We start from the raw sequence: 20,793 nt of genomic DNA on the forward strand, positions 1-20,793 counted from the left end.
GACATTTTATGTCAAAGAAAATCATATGGGTTGTTGCTATGTTTGTACTTATTCTTGGCATTTTTTTGATTAGTGGGACATTAAAAAAAGACGATGACGAAGAAATTAAAAAGGCTGTTTACTCATTAGGGTACCCACTGACAGTTTTGGCCCACATTGAAATACTCGATAGTAAGAATGCCATTGCATTTTATGAATGGGGGCACGAGGAAGAAGCATCTTTTGGGAATGTCATATTGAAGAAAAAACTATGGGGTTGGGAAATTGTTGGTGGCGGCAGCTTGCTACTTTTAGAGGAATCGAAATTAAATGGGGGACATACAAGTTTACGACATTATTTGTCTGAATATACAGATTTACTAAGAGGAAAAATAGTAGACCCTAACATTGCGGAAGTACGAGTGATCACGAGATATGGAAGTGAATATGAAGCTACAATCGTGGAATATAACAATAATGATAAGTTTTGGTTTTTAATTTCTGGTGAAGACTTTTTAGGCTCTAAGGTCACAGGGTTTTCTACTGCTGGTGACATTATCGAGGAAATAGTAATTGAATAATCTCTGCCTTTGTAAAGGGAATGAGCATTATGACGGACGTTCAACTTTTTGAACAAATGAAATTCGTAAATGGACAGTTGAAGTTCATCGTACAATTCCCGAGCCAGTCGCTGACCAAATTCCTAACTGTCATACTAAAAGTAGCCACTGGAATACTGGTCATATTTTAGTAGGTTGGGATCATTAAAAGTATAAAGCAAGTGCTTTTAAAGTAACGTAGTAGTAGATTTTAAGTTTTAGAGTTAAAGTGATTAGAGGGATAAATTATGAAAAAATTAGCAATAGGCCCTTGGACGATCGAGGTAGATGTTGATAAAACAACAGAATTTTACGATAAGCTTCATTTAATCACCGAAGGGTGTGACTGTGATTTTTGTGCTAATTATGTTTTAGCTTGTGACCAGTTTCCTTCAGAGATAGGAGACCTTTTTCATTCACTTGGCATCGACCCTCGCAAAGAAGGTGAGGTTTCTGAGTATATGGAAAATCAAGATGGTACCCATTTATACGGTGCATTCTATCACATGGTGGGCAGTATAATTGAAGGACCTAAAATATGGGTACCTACCAAGAAAGGTAGTGAAGTTTCGACACCTAGTTTTGTGGAATATCATAGTGTTGATATAGGTTTCAGTGAAGATTTAGTGTTAGTTCCAGATGGGTTTCCTAAGCCAACACTACAGTTTGAAATTCAAATGAATGTACCGTGGTTGTTAAGGTAACCGAGGCATTAGTAGTTGTTAGAGTGGAAGTTACTGTTTTTATTAAGTCTAAATAAGAAAACAAAGGACCATATAATTGGTGTTGATGAAAAAAGGGAGAAACTATATGGAAAAGATATTTGTAAAGACGTGTAATTGGTTGGGATTTATCCTTTTACTTTTTTCCTTATCCAGTGCTTTACTCGACATTACTGTGTTTGACTCAAATTATATCGTTTTTTATGGGATTAGTGTCTTCGGTTTAATGATTGGTTCTATAGGTTGGTTACAACTAAGGTCGAATTCATTGAAATCAGTGACCAAAATGATAGGGAGAATAGGTTTTTTTGGTAATTTAGCTATTGTCATTCTATATTTCCTACCATTTTACTTCTTCTGGGGAACGTATATTTTTGGTCCATAACAGTTAGGGTATGAGGAACGTTGGTTATTTTAAGCGTATAATTTAAAGCCTTTCGGTTATCCTTCTGTTAGAGTAACGAAAAAGGGCGGTAATAAAATGTCTATACTTGAGATGGTTATCCGAACAACAGTTGGTTTCATTATTCTTTATATTCTTTGTCGTCTTCTTAATAAAAAGCTCATTGCGCAAATGACCTTTTTTGATTTTGTCGCGGGCATTACGATCGGTTCTGTTGTCGCCAGCTCCATGTTAATACCAGATGTTCCGATTTTAATTGGAATGGTCGGTTTAATTTTATTTTGCTTTTATACATTTTTAAGCAGCTTAGGGGCTATTAAATCTTTTCTTGGCAGGAAAGTATTAGAGGATGAGCCGACGTACTTAATCAAAAATGGGGAGATTTATGAAGAGGGACTAAAAAAGGTCAGACTTACGGTGGACGCGCTGTTAACTGGTTTGCGAAAGCAAGGCTTTTTTTACATTGATCAAGTGGAGACGGCCTATCTAGAAACAGATGGAACGATTACGGCTTTGGCTAAACCTCCTTATTTAAATGCAATGCAAAAAGACGTCCAAAATATACAAATTAGTCGTGGAGTTTCACAAGCTTTTATAATTGATGGTAAAGTCCTTTCCAGTAGTTTAAAGCTGCTAGGAAAGGATATGACGTGGGTTCGCCAAGTTTTACAAACTTATAATGTACCCAATGTAGAAGACGTCTTCTTTGCACAGATAGACGAACTGGGAAATGTATACATTGATGTGAGGGATGATCTGCCTAATAAAGATCAAAAATAAAGGTCGAATAGGACGGTAAAAAGGGAAAGTGAGTACCCTGTAGTACACATCTTAAAGCAGCTTGTTCTTTTATCATAGTAGGATGGGCTGACCACATTGCCATAAATTCTTCATCTTTAAAATCATGTTTTGTACCCAATCATGAACAAAAGCCTAAACATTCGGGCATATGTTTACATACTCTAGGAGGGAAAGTTATTAAAAAAGGAGTTGTTAAAGATGGGTGCAGTAGCTGGATATGGTGGTGGCTTTGCTTTATTGGTCGTATTATTTATCCTAATTATTATTATCGGGGCAAGTTGGGCTGGAGCCGGTAAAGGAGTAGGATATGGTGCAGGACCAGGAATGGGCTATGGAGTTGGCGGATTTTATTAATTAGTTAAAGGTTAGAGCAACTCAATAAAAAAATAGGGAGAAAAGCACTCAAGGCAGAGTGCTTTTTTTCTTTGTGTCCACTAAGTCACGTTTATTACTTAAAGTTAAATAAAAAGGAAATTTGTGTTAAAATGAATGGGGTATAGGGGGCATATAAAATGAAAACTATGATGTTACTTCTACTTTGTAGTAGTTTCCTAATTTCAGCATGTAGCGGCCAAGAAAAAACAGCGGTGACAGAAGTTTTGGATCGAGACTTTGAAGGACTTCTTATTAGTAAAATATACGAGGTTGAGTCACCTTTTCAGGAAGGAGCAACAGCTTCAGTTGATGAAATTATTGAAGAGCCAAAACAAATAAATGCAGTTAAAAAGATCATAAGTGACGTCCCGTTTCAACCCATAGCAAAAGATCAAGTCGTCAAAAAATTACTACATAAACGTCCTGAGTATACTGTCATTTTTATTGAAGACCTGTCCGAATCTGGTCCAGTCGATACGGGATTTTGGATATCTGAAGAGGGGTTTATCGTACATCCAACTCGGGAAGAAACGTATTATATTCATCGTGATGTTGGGCGGTTATTTGAAGAAATTTTAGAAGTGTTAGACGTGGAATTGGTTGTTCCGGCTGATGAGCTTTAAATCATTCTTACATCCTAAATTCGGACTCATGAAATTACATAACTATTAAAAATTTTAAAGGAGTGCTGTATATGCTGAAAAATCAAACAGCGATTGTAACTGGAGGAACAAGAGGGATTGGAGCAGGCATCGTGAAGCTGCTTTTAACTGAAGGAGTTAGAACCATTGTATTGGCGAAAAACGAAGAGTCAATCACTAACCTTAAAGAAACAATGGATGGTTTAGGGGAATTAGAGGCCTATCAATGTGATATTACTTCAAGCGAACAAGTGGCAGCAGTCGTTGAAAAAGTTGATGAAAAGTATGGCCGGATTGATACGTTAGTGAATAATGCCGGTGTTGGCGTGTGGAAGCCATTTGAAGAAATGACGGAAGAAGATTGGGATAGTCAATTGGATACGATTTTAAAAGGGGCATTTCTATGCAGCCAAGCGGTTTATAAAAAGATGATGAAGGGTGAAGGTGGACAGATTGTTAATATTGCATCTGATCTTGCCTACAATACGACCGAAAAAGCGTCTGCGTATTGCGCAAGTAAATGGGGGCTGCTGGGGTTGTCTCATACGATGAATAAAGAAGGAAAAAAACATGGGATTCGTGTAACAACGGTGTCGCCCGGTTTAGTTCAAACGGATTTCGGCGGGGTGCCCGCTGCGAAAAAGACATCCGGCTTAACCGTTGAAACGGTAGCAGAACAAGTCGTATCTGTCATTAAAACCGGGAAAGATGCGGGGCAAGTAGAGGTTATTATTAGGCCGTAAAATGAGTACTGTCATAGGGTAGAGTAGTGATTCTAAGTAATGGACTTGTCTCATCTCAATTCACTTATGCTGGTGTTACAACATAAATATGAGAGGCGAGTGTGTAACTCGCCTTATGCCTTGTTTTTTGAATTTGCGATGTCCATTAGTTTTACAGTTGTACGAATCGTAAATTTAGCGGCAGCTATTGTAATTAGAGAATGAATACCTGTCCAACCTTTACTATACTTAATCAGTTTCGTATTTCTTTCAAAAAATACTTCTAATATGGCTTGTGGCATCGCAAAGAGCCAAACTTTCCAAAAAGCCCTTATCCAATTATCTTTTAAAGTAGTTCTACAATACCAGATCGTAATCGTTGAACATAAAAAATAATCATAAATGATGCTGCTTTTAAAGATGGATGGAAACAGCCTAACTGGATATTTTAAAAAACCTTTCGAAGCTAAAGTTGGCGCTACAAATGTGTTGGCATAGGAATTAAGAAAAAAACATAATAACCATTTTCGATATTCTTTACCGATGATTGATATGGGAATAATGACAAGAACAAGAGCAACTAAAGTTTTTAAGATGTTTTTCTCAAGTTTATTAAACATATGACCATCCATTTCTTGTGAATTAATGATATACAGGACTTTTTCCTGCTTTTATTATTTGCGCTTGCAAATGGATTTATGTATTTGGGTTGTACATAAAAGTATTTGGTTTGGTATCATAAAAGCATTTTAAAAGTGTACACAGCAGTTCTTATTAACCTTTAGAAGTTTGCTAACTCCAATTGAGTGACGGCTTTTTAAATATATAAGTAAGTATAATATTCCATCTCCATCACACAATAGTTAGACCAATAACTATGGCATAGATACAATAATGACTGAAGCAGGTGATCGAGATGGATACAAGCTGGTTTTCAATTATACCGTTTTTAGTCGTCATTCCGGTAGCAATCTACACCAAACAAGTACTGCCAGCCCTATTCTTAGGTTTATTAGTTGGATCCTATCTAATGGAACCTACGATTATCGGCGGTATTCAAACATTATTCGTTTACGTGGTTCAAGCACTCATTGATCCCAATAATATTAAAATTATTGTGTTTCTTTATGCGTTCTCCGGCTTAGTTGGAATGATTAAGATGACAGGTGGAATTCGAGGTTTTGTAGAAAAAGCTGCTGAGAGAATCCAAACGCGGAAACAAGCATTGCTTTTAACGTATGTGTCTACGATTGGTACGTTTGCAGCGCCGACTTTTCGCTTTGTCACGATTGCGCCGATCATGAGGGCGTTACTGAAAAAAATCAAAATGACAACAGCAGAGCTCGGGTTTGTCATCGAGACGACGGCAACTCCAGTTATCGTCTTAATTCCTGTTGCTACGGCATTTGTCGGTTACATGGTGTCGATTATCCAGATTGCGACTGAGAATCAAGGGGTTAATGTTGATCCTTACTCTCTGTTTATCCAAAGTATCCCGTTTAATTTCTTTTCGATTGTTACAATACTCCTAGGGATTTACTTGAGTTTTTTTCACCATTCAAAGAAAAAATCAGACGCGCCAACACAAATTGATGAAAAAACAGCAGATGACAATAATGATGACTGGCATGATTGTCACCCGGCGGTAGCCAATGAGTTACCGATCAAACCGATGAATTTACTGTTACCGTTAGTACTGGTGATCAGTCTGACGTTATTTCTCACGTGGTGGGATGGCTCTCAAAAAGGCTATGACTTCTTTGAAGCTTTTATTAAAGCAGAAGTACTCGATGCGATGGTGATCGCGCTCCTTATTACTGTATTAGTGTCGATGGCCTTTTACTTACTGCAACGATTTAAGTTGGATCGGCTGATCGCTGGCTTTATGGAAGGCGGCAATGAATTAATGTCGGTTATTTTGTTATTATCAGTTGTCTGGGGACTGTCTTCAATTACAGATGACTTAGGGTTTTCAGCTTTTGTAACGGCTCATTCGGGTTGGATCCCGCAAATGTTTATTGCACCACTCATCTTTATTTTCGGAGCTGCCGTTTCGTATTTTATCGGTTCGGCTTGGGGGACCTGGGGGATTTTAATGCCTCTAGGAATTTCACTTGCGATTGTAGGAGATGTTTCACTGCCTTTAGTCGTAGGTGCAGTGTTCGCAAGTGGTGCGTTCGGGGCATTTGCCTCACCACTAAGTGATGATACGAATACGATCGCTAAAATATTGAACCTCTCCGTTATTGAATACGCCAAATATAAGTTGAAGCCGGCATTGATTGCAGCGGCCATTACCGTTGTCCTTTATTCGGTTGTTACTTTTCTGTATTAGGCGCTTCTTTGCAGGCTGTAGCTTGTGTGAGACAGTCCGACCCAAGATTAATCTGGTTGGACTGGCTCGCAGGCTAAGGATTGTCCACCCTTTGGAGCATTGGCAGCACAGTTGAGTGTGATTAGTTAGCGGCTTTTCCTCTAGCGCACACGAAGGCGAGCGGTTCATTGATGAATTCTCCTAATCTTTTCCTCTACCGCACACGAAAACGAGTGATGCGTTGACGAGTTCTCCTAATCTTTTCCTCTAGCGCACACGAAAACGAGCGGTTCGTTGACGGTTTCTCCTAATATTTCCCTTTACTGCACACGAAAACGAGTGATGCGTTGACAGGTTCTCCTAATCTTTTCCTCTATCGCACACGAAAGCGAGCGATGCGTTGACGAATTCTCCTAATCTTTCCCTCTACCACACACGAAAGCGAGTGATTCGTTCACGGTTTCTCCTAATATTTCCCTGTACCGCACACGTAAGAGAGTAATTCGTTGATGTTTTATCCTAATATTTCCCTGTACCGCACACGAAAGCGAGTGATGCGTTGACGAGTTCTCCTAATATTTCCCTTTAGTGCACACGAAAACGAGCGGTTCATTGACGCGTTCTCCTAATAATTTCCTCTACCGCACACGAAAACGAGTGGTTCATTGACGCGTTCTCCTAGTATCTTCCTCCACCGCATACGAAAGCGAGTGATACGTAGACGAGTTCTCCTAATATCTTCCTCTACCGCAGATGAAAGCGAGTGATGCGTTGACGTTTTTTCCTAATATCTTCCTCTAGTGCACACAAAAGCGAGTGATACGTAGACGAGTTCCCTAGGATTTTCCTCTCCCGCACACGAAAGTAAGCCAATCGTTGACAGGTCCTCCTAAATATTTCCTCCATCGCACACGAAAGCGAGCGAATGATTAACAGCTTCTCCTAATTTTATCTCCAGAGTTCTTCAATCCGTACGATTGTTTTTGTATTCATCTTAATTTCCACTCTAGATTGCACCCAGCCATGTTGTTCAGTTCCATAAATTAAGATATCGTAAGTAGTGTATCTTTAACGAACAAACCTGAAAGGGGAGGGATCTGTATGAGATGCGGTGCAAAATGTTTTCTTGTTGAGATCGAGCTGAAGGGAGAAACACAAATAAAGTCAGTCATGGCGAGAACCCCGGTGGACGCAAGAAAAACCATTCGAGGTGAATACGGAAAAGAGGCTGTGATCATATCGGTGATCGAAGAGAAAAAGAAGGACTGACTTAAAAATTCTGTTGTAACGCTTTAAATACAGACATGATCTGAACGTTGTAACGACCATAACAGGAAGGCAAAGTTCTCAAAAAAATCGCGTCTAGATTTTTATTTTATATAGCTAAAAATCATATTGGAACTTATAATTGATTATGATGAGAGTGTAGAGAGTTCTCACTATAACTAGATTGTAAAAAATTTATAATTATCATATAATAGTAGATATTTGACTCAATAAAAAAGTATGCAGCATGAGAATGGTTTTGACGAGACAGAAAAGGTGTGTGACTAGGTCGCACTTTGCTGGTGTGACAGCCTTACACCTTTTCTACAAATTCTAGGGGAAAAGGTTGGTAAAAATGACGACAAATGGGGAAATCAAAACAGACGTTATTTTAATTGGCGCCGGTATTATGAGTGCGACTTTAGGTACACTTTTAAAAGAGTTGGTACCGGAATGGGAAATTACAGTTTTAGAGAAATTAGAAAAAGCTGGAGAGGAAAGCTCAAACGAATGGAATAACGCAGGTACGGGACATGCGGCACTGTGCGAGCTGAATTATACAGCTGAAAAGCCGGATGGAACTGTAGATATTAGTAAAGCGATTAATATCAACGAACAGTTTCAAGTATCAATGCAATTTTGGTCTTATCTTGTAAAAAATAAATTGATTACTAATCCAGAGGACTTTATTATGGGGTTGCCACATATGAGTATGGTCCAAGGAGAAGATAATGTAAAATTTTTAAAGAATCGTTTTCAAGCGCTTTCAAAAAATCCTTTATTTGATGGTATGGAATTTTCCGAAGATCCAAAAAAACTTATGGAATGGATTCCGTTGATTATGCAAGGTCGTACATCGAATGAGCCTATTGCTGCAACTAAAATTGACTCGGGAACGGATGTTAATTTCGGTGCGTTAACACGCATGTTAATTAATCACTTAGAAAGTAAAAATGTGAATATCAACTACAAGCACACGGTTGAGGATATTAAACGTAATAGCGAAGGTTTATGGGAAGTAAAAGTACATGACCATAGTGTCGGTGAAATTTACCGCTACACTTCAAAATTCGTCTTTATTGGCGGAGGCGGAGGAAGCCTTCATTTACTGCAAAAATCGGGTATACCAGAAGGAAGAAATATTGGTGGTTTCCCGGTAAGTGGAATTTTTATGGCATGTAAAAATCCGGATGTTATTGAGCAGCATCATGCAAAAGTATACGGTAAAGCGAAAGTAGGAGCTCCACCAATGTCTGTACCGCATTTGGATACAAGATATATTGATAATAAAAAAGCGTTACTTTTCGGGCCGTTTGCTGGTTTTTCACCAAAGTTCTTAAAGACAGGTTCAATGTTCGATTTAGTAACGTCGGTAAAACCGAATAATGTCTTAACAATGTTAGCGGCAGGCGCAAAGGAAATGTCATTGACAAAGTATTTAATTCAGCAAGTGATGCTGTCAAAAGAACAACGTATGGAAGAGTTACGTGAATTTATCCCGAACGCAAAGAGTGAGGATTGGGAATTAGTCGTAGCAGGGCAACGTGTTCAGGTCATTAAAGATACGGAAGCAGGCGGAATGGGTACGCTTCAATTTGGAACAGAAGTTATTACAGCTTCGGATGGATCGATTGCTGCATTACTAGGAGCTTCACCAGGTGCGTCGACTGCTGTACACGTAATGCTTGAAGTTATGCAAAAATGCTTCCCAGAGCAAATCAACGAGTGGGAGCCGAAAATCAAAGAGATGATCCCTTCTTATGGCGTCTCTCTAATGAATAATCCAAAGTTACTAAAAGAAATCCATAAATCAACGGCGGAAATTCTGGGTTTAGCCGAAAAAGAGCTAATCTTAAATTAAGATTACGCTCAAGGGATAAAATTAATGTACTCATAGATTGAGAGTACATCTTAAAGACCAGATTTCAAATTAGAAACTGAACCTTTGATCTTCTTTAGATCGAAGGTTCTTTTTTATCGTGCTTGAAGTCTGCTAGTGTTTAAGCTTAATTTTTTACTTTTATCGATCCAAGTCGTTTACGAGCAGAATTTTGTTCAGAAGTAATGGGAATATGGGTTAACGCTTTTCCTAGACCGTATTGCGGCATGTTTCCATAAATCGACTCGTATTTTCCGCTTTTTAGCTGATACGTTTCATGATATATACCAACGGCCTCATTGTTACCAACCTTTTTATTGAAAGTCTCCCAAGCTTTCATATGCTTGTCACTTCTAGCATAGGCAAGCAAGTCTTCCACGGATCGCCAATATTGAATCATCGCAGTCGTCCTTAATCCGAAATAACTTTCCATTGATAAAAAACCTAAAGTATCCTTATTGCTGTAGAGCTCCTTAATCATTCCTGGCATCGCGCTAAAGACGGGCACCCACTTATGCAAAGCTAATGGTTTATTAATTCTCATTCCAATAATAAAAACGACAATATCTTCTGTGTTTTCAGTCGTATAACGACCAGTAAAAATAGGATTAGCCACTACAGTCCCTCCTTAGATACAAGTTTATCAAGCGTCGAATTACACCACTCTAATGCAGCCGCAGTCACTCGTTTCCCATAATCTAACGTGATCAACCAATACTTTGCATCTTCTTCGTTATCATGGTGGTTCATAATCGAATATTCGATTGTTACATATGTCTCGTAACGTTCTTCTAATTTTTGTTTGTAATTTTCGATCAACATTCGCGATTGTTCTTCCGTTTGATACTGACCAAAAAACAACTTTAACAATATTTCATTTCGTTCCATAGGAAGTTGTTCGATCGGTTGCTCTAACCAGTCTTTTAACGTCTCCATTCCTTTTGACGTGAGGTAATATTCTTGTCGATCTGGCTTTCCTTGATTAGAAACCGTTTGAACTTCAGCTAATCCTTCTTGAACAATGAGTTTCAAAGTTGGATAGATTTGTCCATAACTGATCTTCCAGAAATGATTTAAGCTATTATCCATTAATTGTTTAATCGCGTAACCCGTATTACAGCCGGTAGTTAAGATACCTAAGATTGAATATGTTGTATGATTATAATTTTTCACTGTCATCACCTATCTAAAAGATATATATCATTTAGATATATAATAACGGGTGTTGGAAATAATTACAAGGTAAATTTTCTAAAAAAAGGAATTTGAGAATGAAGAGATAGAGTACGATTATTTGGAAAAAATAGTCCAAACATTGGCAAGTGATGTTAAGATAAAGAAGAGTTTACTTCAAACATAGTTTGCTCGATAAAAAATAAAAAGTGTTACTAAAGTAAGATTCATAGTGATGTATTTAATACTGGGTCAGGAGTGTTTCATTTGAAAAATTTTATAGTATTGTTAGTTTGTTTTTCTTTGCTTGCAGGCTGTTCCAATTTGGAGAAAGCCAAGGAAATCAGGGTTCTTGGTCAAATGAAGCCTGATCAAGAAGGTCACTATCATTTTTATTCGTTTTGGAGTGCTGTTCCTGATGAAAATTGGGAAGAGACAGAAACCGACGAAGAGCTTAGAAGACAGTTTGAACTCTATTTTTCCTTTGATGTTCCAGTAGGAAAACTCAGTGTAATTTCATATCAGTTTGCTGATTCTGGTCACTTTAAAGATTATGTTGAAGTATTAGATGTAGAGGAATTCCCAACTTTTATTATATTGGATCATGAAGGAATAGTATTAAGGACCACTGATGTAAATGAACTTTTAGATTTTATTCATGCTTTACCAGATATGGAGTACGAGGAGTAATTGAGTATTTAGCTTGCGATAGTGTGAGGAGAGGAGACTTGTGATGTTGGAAATGAAAATTCAACCGTATACAATGGTTTTTGGCTGGGAAAATGACAACGGAATTGGCGAGACATTAATCCAACAAATCTTAAAAGGGGAAAAAACAGCTACTTGTGCTCCAAAAGAAGAATATTCTCAAAAAGAATTAGACGAAACGTACGAGCCAGTTGGAAAGTTGGTCACTGTGTGTGATAAAGACGGACACGCTAGATGTAATGTTAGATTAAGAGAGGTATTTGAAACGACGTTTGGTGATCCGGATTTAAGACTTATACAAGGAGAAGGGTACGGCGAAAATGTTGAAACGTTTCAAGAGACACATAAAGCAGCTTGGCAAAATATTGGAATTGAATTAAAAGAGGAGACCGTATTAGTTGTGGAGTTGTTTGAGTTGGTAGACGGGGTATTATAACGTAAAAGACAGGGCAGTTCTTCAATATTGAGGGGGTGCTCTTTTACTTATCAGAACGGATATAAATAGCTCAAAATAAACCAGAAAAGGGAATTTTTACACAACACATAATTACATATGTTACGATTGCAAGAAGGAAGAAGGATTAAAAATTTCATCCAGACAGGTTTCAGGGGGAGAGAAATGCTAAAAGTATTAAGAATAATTTTGTCTATCATAGTGGTCGTACTAGCAGGTTTTATGCTGTTGACTCAAAACTTTGCGTTTATGTCTTATCTAATGCTGCTACTAGGTGTTTCTGTATTACTGACGGGAGCCCTAGAATTAAAAAAAGATAAATATTCGTTTATGGGTTATTTGAATATTTTTGCTGCATTGTTTGCTTTTTATGTTTCAATTCAAGGATTTTTATTAGGGTAAAAGGTTGTTCAATTTATGAAGAGCTGTTAAAAGAGTAATTAGTAAAATGATAACTTTATTGAGAGAGGGATCTATGATGGGGATGCTAAAGTTCTTTATAGGGTTAGTGTTGTTTATGACGGGTGTCTACCTGTCGATACACTGGATTTTAATCGGTAGTATTCTTGCCGTCCTTGGAGGAGCAATATTAGGAAATAGCACATATTCCTTGGCAAAGAAAAAAAGAAGTTCCTAACTGCTCAGTATCTGGGAAGACAAACACCAATACCATCACAAATGATATAGTTACGAGTATCAAATTATTAAATTGGCAGTATATCTCGGATAAAAAAACGCAGATCATAATAACGGGTTCCGTTACCTGTCGCAAACATGAAAATGCAACTAAACTGACTATTAAATTGTCCATCAATTTGTAGTCAGTTTTTTATTGATATATCGGTATTTGTACCTGTTATTTCTTGAATTGCATGATAATCTGTTATCAAAATACTTGAAATATTGAAGAAAAGTAGTCTGGAAAAGAAAGGAGGGGTTGATTTGAGGAAAATTCTATCTTTCTTGTTATTAGTTACTTTGTTAATGATGGGATGTAGTGACGGTACAGATATTGAAAGTACTAATAATAATGAATATAAAGAAGAAATTTCAAATACAAATAATTCCTTACTCGGTATTTCCGATGATAAAGTCCTCAGTGGAGAGGTTATCCAAAAAAGAAGGAAAGAAATTACTCTAAAAGTAACCAGCGATTCCGTTATTTCTGATGGTACAATCAGGGTTATCGTCGAAGATAAAAGTATGTTGGCTGACATAACAAAAGGACAGAAAGTGAACGTATGGTATGACTACATTAGAGAGTCCAACCCTCCACAAACTAGAGGATTAAAAATTGAACGTGAAAGCAAGTAGTGGTTTGTTGTTGAAATAAACCAGATAATCAAACGCGCCCTATATTCTAATAAAGTTAACAAAGAAACCACCGAATACCAGTCACCATAAACACCTTGTTATACGAGATCTTGGTCCCAACCAGCCCTCAATCATATCTTTACAAGTAGGGGGCGAACTGTTTACTTGACGGGGTCTATGCCCCACGAGCAGAGACGTACTACCCTGACTACTGTTATAATAAGACCATATAAGATAAGGTCAACCAGAAATATATAAAGCCCTTTCATGTGTTTATATATAATTTTCACTAACGGATAGCTTTAGTCGATATAAGAAAAATGAAGAAACGTAATAATAATGGCTCGGTTCACAGATGTGTAAACCGGGCTTTTTAATATTTAATTGCCACAAATTCAGCTGCAAATACAAGTACAAATTAGCCTTATGATGGTAATTATCTTTGCCAAACCAATTAATTTCTTACAAAAAGGAAATAATAGATGAAGTATGTGAACACAGAACAACGGCGGGCCCAATACAGCGAGGATGTACGAAATGGAAACGCATATAGAATTTCTCCGTCAGTGGCTGCCATAATAACGATCGAAAATGAACACGATTTACAAGAAATGTTTTTCACACTTATAACCTTCAAAAGAGGTGTTAACATGAAGAAGCCAAAAACCGATAAGCTTTTAAAAGGATTGCTTAGTTCCAGTGTGGCGTTTGTAGGATTAACGGCTTGTTCGCCTGGACTGCCGGATGAATTGTTTTCCACACCAGCTGAGCCTGATCCTAGTGCTCAACCGGATCCTAACCTCTTGCCATCGCCCGAGGAGGCGGATTGTGATACGTGGACGTGGGACGAAGAAGCTGAAGGCTACCAATGTGTGGAAGAGGGCAATGTGCGCTATGGCCATTATTACTATGGAGGGATGTGGTTCCCGACTATGGCAGCCTTCTTAGCTGGTAGAGCATCGGCTGGAGGGGGCACACGGACAAGACAGCCCGCCGTAACCCCACCGCGTACTGATGGAAATGTGAATCAACCGACTCAACCAAGAAACCCAGATGCGACAAATCCTCGTTCAGGTATGGGTGGAGGAGGTCGCTTCGGCGGCTGAGCGGGACACGTTTTACAACATCGTGTACGTTGAAACTACTTAAGTTCATATATGTAACAGAAACCTGAGTTTGAATTTGTACTATTGAAATAGCCAGTGTATTCGAAAACTGTTTCGGTCCACATATTTCGGAGAATCTATTCTATTTCTTACCTTACGGGGTGAAAGGAGAACGACATGGATTTCAGTTATTATCTTCAAACGTTGGATCACTTTCTGATTTATTTAGCCGTATCACTCGTGTTATTTATCATGGGAACGTATATTTTTAAATGGATCACACCCTATTCCGAGCGTGATCAAATTCGAAGCGGGAACTCGGCAGTGGCTTTAAAGCTCTTGGGGAAAATGGCAGGGCTTGTCGTCGTGTTGCAATCTGCTGTTCTGCACGCGATCAACTTAGTTGATTTAGTGATTTGGGCTTTTATTGCAATTATTGTTCAAATTGTTTTACATATCGTTATCGAATATGTGTTTACTCGAAATACAAACTTGGCAAAAGAAGTGGAAAATGGCAATGTGGCTGTAGGTCTTTTTCTTGGCGGTGTATCGGTGTTAGTCGGACTAATTGTTGCTGCTAATATTAGCTTTTAAGAAGGCGGGTCTAAATGTAGCTTACCGATCTTTTTCCGCCCGAAAAATTTGAGTTTTCGTGTGCGGTGGAGGAAGATATTAGGAGAAACCGTGAACGAAACACTCGCTTTCGTGTGCGGTGGAGGAAGATATTAGGAGAAACCATCAACGAATCACTCGCTTTCGTGTGCGGTGGAGGAAGATATTAGGAGAACACGTTAATGAATCACTCGCTTTCGTGTGCAGTGGAGGAAGATATTAGGAGAAACTATCAACGAATCACTCGCTTTCGTGTGCGGTAGAGGAAGATATTAGGAGAAACCATCAACGAATCACTCGCTTTCGTGTGCGGTGGAGGAAGATATTAGGAGGAAGCGTCAATGAACCACTCGCTTTCGTATGCGGTGGAGGAAGATATTAGGAGAACACGTCAACGAAACACTCGCTTTCGTGTGCGGTGGAGGAAGATATTAGGAGAAACCATCAACGACTCACTCGCTTTCGTATGCGGTGGAGGAAGATATTAGGAGAAACCATCAACGAGTCACTCGCTTTCGTGTGCGGTGGAGGAAGATATTAGGAGAAACCGTGAACGAAACACTCGCTTTCGTGTGCGGTGGAGGAAGATATTAGGAGAAACCATCAACGACTCACTCGCTTTCGTATGCGGTGGAGGAAGATACTAGGAGAACACGTCAACGAATTACTCGCTTTCGTGTGCGGTAGAGGAAGATATTAGGAGAACCCGTGAACGAAACACTCGCTTTCGTGTGCGGTAGAGGAAGATATTAGGAGAACTCGTCAATGAACCGCTCGCTTTCGTGTACAGTAGAGGAAAATATTAGGAGAACTTGTCAACGAACCGCTCTTTTTTGTGTGCGGTAGAGGAAAATATTAGGATAAACCGTCAATGAACCGCTCGTTTTCGTGTGCTATAGAGGAAAAAACTAAGAGAACCCGCTAATAGGCTGCATATATTTAATGTTATTAAATGGTGTAAACTGCTCCTTAACCCTGGATTTGCATCTTTCTTAATAGTAGTGGTCACTCACTTTTTTGTGATCCATCTCATTTAAGCAAACACGTATCTGCGCTTGGTAGATGCGTTTTTTATTTACTTTTTATTTATATGGCGTTGATACAGTTTGAATTGAGTTTGAGCTTGTTATAAAAAAGCGAAACGTATATCATCCAGATGCTTTAATGCAGCTTTTTTAAAAATAAAAACTATTGAAATAATAGGGAATATATGACATTGTTAAGTTAACAGCAGTGTAGAGCAGAAGGCACAAGTCCTGCATGGAGTAACCGCTTCTTTTTGAAAAGGGGTCATTGATTTGAGAAGGTATTTCGTATTATTTTTAGTTATACTGTTTGTCATGGTAGGGTGCAACGAACAACGAAGTGAGAATGCGACAATCGCAAAATATTATTTAATAGATCATGGATATGAGGTTATAACACACAAAGGAGACAGTTGGCAGGAGTTCTCAAGATCTGACTTACTTACTCTCCCGAATGAACAAGTTTGGGCTGTCCAGGATATTGAGCCTAATGAATTTTTAAATAACAGGATTGATACGGTATCTTTCACAATTAAAAATCACCCTTTAGATCAGCAGTTTAATCAGGGAAAAACGACTGTAACCGTTTGGTTAGTAAATGGAGAAGTCATTGGCGGGTGGTCTTTTCCTATCTCAAAAAAGAATGATGTAGTTGGAGCACCTTACTCTTTGGATGGGAGGACTGCAGAAGAAATTCACGGTGACTACGAGATGTGGTTAGTAGATTGGCAAGAAAGATACGGTAAGTAGAAACTGAAGTTAATGGTGATGGTTGTGATGTTGCAACGGTCAGGCAGGAAACTTAGAGCATCGCGTTCATTGTATAATGAGCGATGCAAAAACAGGAGAGGAAAGACTAAGATGTTCTTATATTTAATTTTTATTTTACTACTAATTAGTTTTGCCTGTTTTAAACAAGGGAGAAAAGAGCGAAAAGGATTAAGGCTTACGCTAAGTATAACGTTGGCTATCATGTTACCTTTCATCTTGGAAGGAACTGCACATAGTTTGGTAGAGACCCAAGTGATCGAAGGAACGCCGCTCATCCTACTATTCTTTGCGTTACCTATTATCTTTTTTACTTCATTTCAGCTTCTTTTTTATGAGATTGGAAACATGTCCAAAGGAGAAAGACCATGACCATCAGCTATTATAGATGACGTGATTAGTTATAGACGTTGCTAATTAGTTAGCAATACAGTTCCGGCAACTAGATATACGAATACGGAATTCTAGGAAGGGGGAAGGTATGGAGATTTTTGTTACTTTACTTGTTTTTCTGTTTTGTATAGCAATGAACTTTATATTTATAAGAATTTTTTTGTCAGGTTCTTTAGGATCGAAAGGAGTGCTTCGATTTCTTTTTCTTTTTTTCATTGGAGGTTTTCTAGGCGGGACTATTCTTTACCTGTATTCTAGTTTCGGGATTGACACGGAAACGTTCGGCAAGGTAGGAATAGCAGCTACTGCCATTTTTCTGTTTTGGGTAGAAAGAAAGAGGGCAATCCATGAGGCCGATCAGGACAAGCCGGCTGATCGATTATCTAGAATTTTACTGTATAGTGCTTCAGGTTTAGTGGTCTTACCTCTCGTTATTAATTTAATAATAAACTAAACTAAGATTAGAGTTAGTTAAAAACAAGTGCGTTATTACATATGGAACGGAGGACCTATGAAATATTTTATTCTACTATTAATTATGAGCGTATCAGTAGCTTGTTCGAACGCAACGACTGAAAAGGAAACGGTTGTTTCGGTTGACGATGGGGATGTAGTTGCGATTGTTAAGGGAGAAGAGGTTACGCTAAAAGATATTCGTTCGTTATACAATGTGCCTGACGAAAAGATCGCGATGATGGTTAAGAATTTTGTAAAAGAAGAAATCATGGTGTTAGAAGCGAAAAAACTGGGTATTGATGTTTCGGGTGAAATGGAAGGCATTGAATTAGCTTTTCCCTTTGACGACACTGAAAATGAAAATTTTTTTGAAAATCAAGCAGAGTATCTTAATATGACAAGCAGAGATTATTATGATGTTTATTTTAAAGAACGCCTCGAACGTAATGCCTATGTAAATAACTTAGTCAACGAAGTCTTAGATCTATCCCAATATGGGGTGGATGATACAGAGCTGCTCGATGAAAAAATCAACGAGTATATTGACGGTCTTCTGAATGAGTATAAAGAGGAGATTGAGATTTTACTATAATGTACATGCAATGCATTGTAACAAGGCCTTAGAGAGAGATCTTCTAGGGCTTTTCCTATGTAATAAGCGGCCAACGGTTATAGAAACGAAAGAGAAGTTAATAGAAAAAATGAGCAGAGTCAACCAACCGATTGTAAAAGTATGGTATCGTAAAACATGAATTTTAGAGAAACTTGAGGTGGATATCATGCTTTTTATTGGTATGGTTATTATTATATTTTTCTGCGGATGGGAATTTTCCAAATTAAGAAAACAAAATGAGAAAATCATAGAACAAAATTATTTAATCTTGAATCTCTTAGGTGAAATTAAAAATCAAAACAAGCAGTGATTAATTGGATTCGCTATAAAAGTTTAATAGTGATGGAACAGTTGCATCGGCAATTTGTTGTTTAATCGGCATTTAACAGTAGTTAAAACAAACATAAGATTGGGTGAGTAACGTAATGGAATTATTGACGGGCATAGCCATTATAATCATACTTTTCGTTTCATCGAGTGTGATCGAAAAAAGGCTAAAGAATATTGAAAGTCAAAACAATCAAGTCATAGAACTATTGAAAGAAATTCGCGATAAAAAGTAATAATTGGTCATTTAAAGAAGGTGGTGCTTATTCGGGCATCGTCTTCTTTTTTCTAGGGGAGTTTTTTATGTTGAGTTTTCCTCTCATTAAATTGGAAATTTATGTTACTATTTAGTTATTGAATTTTTTTGAGGTACTGGGGAAAGGGAGGGCAATATGTTTCCTAAACACTTAATTCAATACATCATTATTGGCGGGGTCATTGGTTTCTTTTTCGGGGGAGTTTGGAATGGTATTAGTGCCATGGTGTTGATTTGGATTGCTGTCCGATTTGAATATTTTATTCGTACGTATGAGAAAAAGAATTTTGAATCATAAAAAAATGAGTCTATCATTTCATCCAAGAAGATTTTTTTTAGATGTAGCCATAGAGCTGCAGTGGGGTGGCATAACGTAAGAGAGGAGAAATAAAGTGAGTAAAAATACAAAGAAACTATGGATGACCCTATCCGTTATTTGCTTTTTGATTGGAGTTGCCGTCTGGCTGCCAAACCTTCTTTTAGGAAAAGCTTATAGCTACTATCTTTTGACGTTTGTGATCAATCCAGTTGGTATTTTATTTGGATACCTGGGCAGAAGTAAGGCAGCAATGATTAGCAATCTTGTGATGGCGAACAGCTTTTTTATTCTGATGTTTTTCGGGTATTTAATTTCCGCTATTTTTAGAGGACAGCCATAAAAAAATTCGTGTAATAAGCTTACTATCCCAAATGGTCCTATTTGGATGCTACTGAGAAAATCCTATCATTAAATAACGAAGTAAAATGAAACTTCTCCGGCATTTTTTCGTAAGTCATAATATCTTTTATTGTTGAAGTGAGAGCTGTAAAAATAATGAATTTTACAAGATCAAACCATTCATTACGGAGGTGCGGATATTGATTTGGCTCATTGTTATAGGTATTGGTTTATTAAGCATTATTTTTGTCGCTATGGAGGTTGCAACTTACGAAGATCAAGGTAAAGGTGGCAGATATCATTTAAAAAAGTTTAAAAGTGCTCTGTTATGTGCCTTTGGGTTTGTTGCAGTAGCTGGTCTTATCTTCTATGTGCTTTTTAATTGATTGTAAAAGATATGGTGAACGAACAGACAAACCCTTCAATAATTAAGCGCAGGGTCTGTCGAGAGCGGGGGAAAAGATTGTGTATACCTACGATTCATTTGAAACGTTAGGAGTTTTTACATTGCTACGACCGATGTATATTACGGTCTTAGTGATGTCTTTGCTATTATTTTTTATCATTATCATCCCAAAATTTTACACGCGATGGTTAAATGGTTTCGCTATTATTAGTTTGACGAGTGTCCTTATTTTCGTTTCTTGTCAGCTATTATATTATTCTGGCATCATTGTAGACGAGATTGGATTAGGTGGTGACCCTGTATCGTTTTATCTATTTTTAGCCATTACGATCATGGGTGCGATCAACATCATCATCTATTTTTTAAAATGCGGAAAATCTACGAAATGATCTACCAATAGAGATAAGAGTTGAAGCACTATAAAAAAACGCTTTATAAGAGAACGGTGAGTAGACCGGTACATAAATGAATGATTATATATACATAAGGAGGGCTAATACATGTTTAGAAAAAATGAGTCTAATAAGAATTGTAAAGCGGAGATACTTATGGCGGGTCAATCTCTATCTTTTAAACTTGATGAAAACGAATCTAACCAACTCTTAGAGAGCTTAGAAAAAGTATCGTATGACTTCAAGAAATTAGAGTCCATCAAATTATATCATCCTGATGGTAAATTGAAATCGGTGATCAATCCTATTTAGCCCCCTAACTCATTTGGACACCTACTCCTCTACATATTAAAATGGAATTAACTAAAGGAGGAGCCGAAATGAAAAGAAGAATGGGGCCAATAGAAGATGTAAAGAAACAATATGTTCGT

At 37.8% G+C, this 20,793-nt stretch carries 29 protein-coding genes; 26 read left to right on the forward strand and 3 right to left on the reverse strand.

From position 1 onward, the window contains the following. The first annotated feature begins 8 nt into the window (after positions 1 to 8). The 7 genes from N7Z68_RS22845 to N7Z68_RS22875 all read left to right on the forward strand — a co-directional run bounded on the left by N7Z68_RS22845 (position 9) and on the right by N7Z68_RS22875 (position 4,263). A complete protein-coding gene (locus N7Z68_RS22845; RefSeq protein WP_275120738.1) occupies positions 9 to 560 on the forward strand; it encodes a hypothetical protein in 552 nt (183 codons plus the stop codon). Between the two features lie 266 nt (positions 561 to 826). Then, entirely contained in the window at positions 827 to 1,282 is a 456-nt protein-coding gene (locus N7Z68_RS22850; protein ID WP_275120739.1) for a hypothetical protein, read from the forward strand. A gap of 106 nt (positions 1,283 to 1,388) precedes the next feature. Further along, entirely contained in the window at positions 1,389 to 1,685 is a 297-nt protein-coding gene (locus N7Z68_RS22855; protein WP_275120740.1) for a hypothetical protein, read from the forward strand. A gap of 96 nt (positions 1,686 to 1,781) precedes the next feature. After that, positions 1,782 to 2,483: a DUF421 domain-containing protein gene (locus tag N7Z68_RS22860; RefSeq protein WP_275120741.1), complete on the forward strand. Its 702-nt coding sequence runs from the start codon at positions 1,782 to 1,784 to the stop codon at positions 2,481 to 2,483. Positions 2,484 to 2,702: 219 nt separating this feature from the next. After that, on the forward strand, positions 2,703 to 2,858 hold the full coding sequence (locus N7Z68_RS22865) for a YjcZ family sporulation protein (protein ID WP_275120742.1): 156 nt from the start codon (positions 2,703 to 2,705) through the stop codon (positions 2,856 to 2,858). 158 nt (positions 2,859 to 3,016) lie between these two features. Next, positions 3,017 to 3,502 carry a hypothetical protein gene (locus N7Z68_RS22870; RefSeq protein ID WP_275120743.1) on the forward strand — a complete coding sequence of 162 codons (486 nt, stop codon included), beginning with the start codon at positions 3,017 to 3,019 and terminating at the stop codon, positions 3,500 to 3,502. A gap of 71 nt (positions 3,503 to 3,573) precedes the next feature. Further along, positions 3,574 to 4,263, forward strand: a complete 690-nt coding sequence (locus tag N7Z68_RS22875; protein ID WP_275120744.1) for an SDR family oxidoreductase — start codon at positions 3,574 to 3,576, stop codon at positions 4,261 to 4,263. Between the two features lie 113 nt (positions 4,264 to 4,376). Here the strand turns inward: N7Z68_RS22875 and N7Z68_RS22880 are convergent, their stop codons facing one another. After that, positions 4,377 to 4,862 (reverse strand): CBO0543 family protein, encoded by a 486-nt coding sequence (locus N7Z68_RS22880; protein WP_275120745.1) that lies wholly within the window; start codon positions 4,860 to 4,862, stop codon positions 4,377 to 4,379. Between the two features lie 296 nt (positions 4,863 to 5,158). On the opposite strand from N7Z68_RS22880, the gene N7Z68_RS22885 reads away from it, so the two are divergent. The 3 genes from N7Z68_RS22885 to N7Z68_RS22895 all read left to right on the forward strand — a co-directional run bounded on the left by N7Z68_RS22885 (position 5,159) and on the right by N7Z68_RS22895 (position 9,683). After that, positions 5,159 to 6,577, forward strand: coding sequence for a Na+/H+ antiporter NhaC family protein (locus tag N7Z68_RS22885; protein WP_275120746.1), 1,419 nt, complete (start codon positions 5,159 to 5,161; stop codon positions 6,575 to 6,577). Between the two features lie 1,080 nt (positions 6,578 to 7,657). Further along, the gene (locus tag N7Z68_RS22890) at positions 7,658 to 7,825 is read left to right on the forward strand and encodes a hypothetical protein (RefSeq protein ID WP_275120747.1); all 168 of its coding nucleotides are present in this window, start codon (positions 7,658 to 7,660) and stop codon (positions 7,823 to 7,825) included. Positions 7,826 to 8,177: 352 nt separating this feature from the next. Beyond that, positions 8,178 to 9,683 carry a malate:quinone oxidoreductase gene (locus N7Z68_RS22895; protein ID WP_275120769.1) on the forward strand — a complete coding sequence of 502 codons (1,506 nt, stop codon included), beginning with the start codon at positions 8,178 to 8,180 and terminating at the stop codon, positions 9,681 to 9,683. 145 nt (positions 9,684 to 9,828) lie between these two features. Here the strand turns inward: N7Z68_RS22895 and N7Z68_RS22900 are convergent, their stop codons facing one another. Further along, positions 9,829 to 10,317 (reverse strand): DUF4188 domain-containing protein, encoded by a 489-nt coding sequence (locus tag N7Z68_RS22900; protein ID WP_275120748.1) that lies wholly within the window; start codon positions 10,315 to 10,317, stop codon positions 9,829 to 9,831. After that, positions 10,317 to 10,874 (reverse strand): PadR family transcriptional regulator, encoded by a 558-nt coding sequence (locus N7Z68_RS22905; RefSeq protein WP_275120749.1) that lies wholly within the window; start codon positions 10,872 to 10,874, stop codon positions 10,317 to 10,319. Before N7Z68_RS22905 ends, N7Z68_RS22900 begins: the two co-directional genes overlap by 1 nt. 267 nt (positions 10,875 to 11,141) lie before the next feature. On the opposite strand from N7Z68_RS22905, the gene N7Z68_RS22910 reads away from it, so the two are divergent. From N7Z68_RS22910 to N7Z68_RS22985, 16 genes are all read left to right on the forward strand, one after another. Next, a complete protein-coding gene (locus N7Z68_RS22910; RefSeq protein ID WP_275120750.1) occupies positions 11,142 to 11,564 on the forward strand; it encodes a hypothetical protein in 423 nt (140 codons plus the stop codon). A 52-nt stretch (positions 11,565 to 11,616) separates the two neighbouring features. Next, positions 11,617 to 12,018 carry an ASCH domain-containing protein gene (locus tag N7Z68_RS22915; RefSeq protein ID WP_373323219.1) on the forward strand — a complete coding sequence of 134 codons (402 nt, stop codon included), beginning with the start codon at positions 11,617 to 11,619 and terminating at the stop codon, positions 12,016 to 12,018. A 183-nt stretch (positions 12,019 to 12,201) separates the two neighbouring features. Then, positions 12,202 to 12,438 carry a DUF3953 domain-containing protein gene (locus N7Z68_RS22920; protein ID WP_275120752.1) on the forward strand — a complete coding sequence of 79 codons (237 nt, stop codon included), beginning with the start codon at positions 12,202 to 12,204 and terminating at the stop codon, positions 12,436 to 12,438. A gap of 540 nt (positions 12,439 to 12,978) precedes the next feature. Continuing rightward, positions 12,979 to 13,350 carry a DUF3221 domain-containing protein gene (locus N7Z68_RS22925; RefSeq protein WP_275120753.1) on the forward strand — a complete coding sequence of 124 codons (372 nt, stop codon included), beginning with the start codon at positions 12,979 to 12,981 and terminating at the stop codon, positions 13,348 to 13,350. Between the two features lie 650 nt (positions 13,351 to 14,000). Beyond that, positions 14,001 to 14,456: a hypothetical protein gene (locus tag N7Z68_RS22930; protein ID WP_275120754.1), complete on the forward strand. Its 456-nt coding sequence runs from the start codon at positions 14,001 to 14,003 to the stop codon at positions 14,454 to 14,456. A 177-nt stretch (positions 14,457 to 14,633) separates the two neighbouring features. Next, complete coding sequence (locus N7Z68_RS22935) at positions 14,634 to 15,050, forward strand: DUF350 domain-containing protein (protein WP_275120755.1); 417 nt, start codon at positions 14,634 to 14,636, stop codon at positions 15,048 to 15,050. Between the two features lie 1,316 nt (positions 15,051 to 16,366). Continuing rightward, a complete protein-coding gene (locus N7Z68_RS22940; RefSeq protein ID WP_275120756.1) occupies positions 16,367 to 16,843 on the forward strand; it encodes a hypothetical protein in 477 nt (158 codons plus the stop codon). A 111-nt stretch (positions 16,844 to 16,954) separates the two neighbouring features. Then, positions 16,955 to 17,233 (forward strand): hypothetical protein, encoded by a 279-nt coding sequence (locus N7Z68_RS22945; protein ID WP_275120757.1) that lies wholly within the window; start codon positions 16,955 to 16,957, stop codon positions 17,231 to 17,233. A 109-nt stretch (positions 17,234 to 17,342) separates the two neighbouring features. Continuing rightward, entirely contained in the window at positions 17,343 to 17,708 is a 366-nt protein-coding gene (locus N7Z68_RS22950) for a hypothetical protein (protein WP_275120758.1), read from the forward strand. 57 nt (positions 17,709 to 17,765) lie between these two features. Continuing rightward, the gene (locus N7Z68_RS22955) at positions 17,766 to 18,302 is read left to right on the forward strand and encodes a hypothetical protein (protein WP_275120759.1); all 537 of its coding nucleotides are present in this window, start codon (positions 17,766 to 17,768) and stop codon (positions 18,300 to 18,302) included. A gap of 446 nt (positions 18,303 to 18,748) precedes the next feature. Further along, the gene (locus tag N7Z68_RS22960; RefSeq protein WP_275120760.1) at positions 18,749 to 18,886 is read left to right on the forward strand and encodes a hypothetical protein; all 138 of its coding nucleotides are present in this window, start codon (positions 18,749 to 18,751) and stop codon (positions 18,884 to 18,886) included. Positions 18,887 to 19,042: 156 nt separating this feature from the next. Then, positions 19,043 to 19,204, forward strand: a complete 162-nt coding sequence (locus N7Z68_RS22965; RefSeq protein WP_275120761.1) for a hypothetical protein — start codon at positions 19,043 to 19,045, stop codon at positions 19,202 to 19,204. A 94-nt stretch (positions 19,205 to 19,298) separates the two neighbouring features. After that, entirely contained in the window at positions 19,299 to 19,565 is a 267-nt protein-coding gene (locus tag N7Z68_RS22970; RefSeq protein ID WP_275120762.1) for a hypothetical protein, read from the forward strand. 199 nt (positions 19,566 to 19,764) lie between these two features. Further along, the gene (locus N7Z68_RS22975; RefSeq protein WP_275120763.1) at positions 19,765 to 19,950 is read left to right on the forward strand and encodes a hypothetical protein; all 186 of its coding nucleotides are present in this window, start codon (positions 19,765 to 19,767) and stop codon (positions 19,948 to 19,950) included. Between the two features lie 79 nt (positions 19,951 to 20,029). After that, on the forward strand, positions 20,030 to 20,359 hold the full coding sequence (locus N7Z68_RS22980) for a hypothetical protein (RefSeq protein WP_275120764.1): 330 nt from the start codon (positions 20,030 to 20,032) through the stop codon (positions 20,357 to 20,359). A gap of 111 nt (positions 20,360 to 20,470) precedes the next feature. Then, a complete protein-coding gene (locus tag N7Z68_RS22985; RefSeq protein ID WP_275120765.1) occupies positions 20,471 to 20,674 on the forward strand; it encodes a hypothetical protein in 204 nt (67 codons plus the stop codon). The last annotated feature ends 119 nt before the right edge of the window (positions 20,675 to 20,793 follow it).

Origin of the sequence: Alkalihalobacterium chitinilyticum (genome assembly GCF_029028005.1) — a bacterium.
Taxonomy (GTDB): domain Bacteria; phylum Bacillota; class Bacilli; order Bacillales; family Bacillaceae_F; genus Alkalihalobacterium; species Alkalihalobacterium chitinilyticum.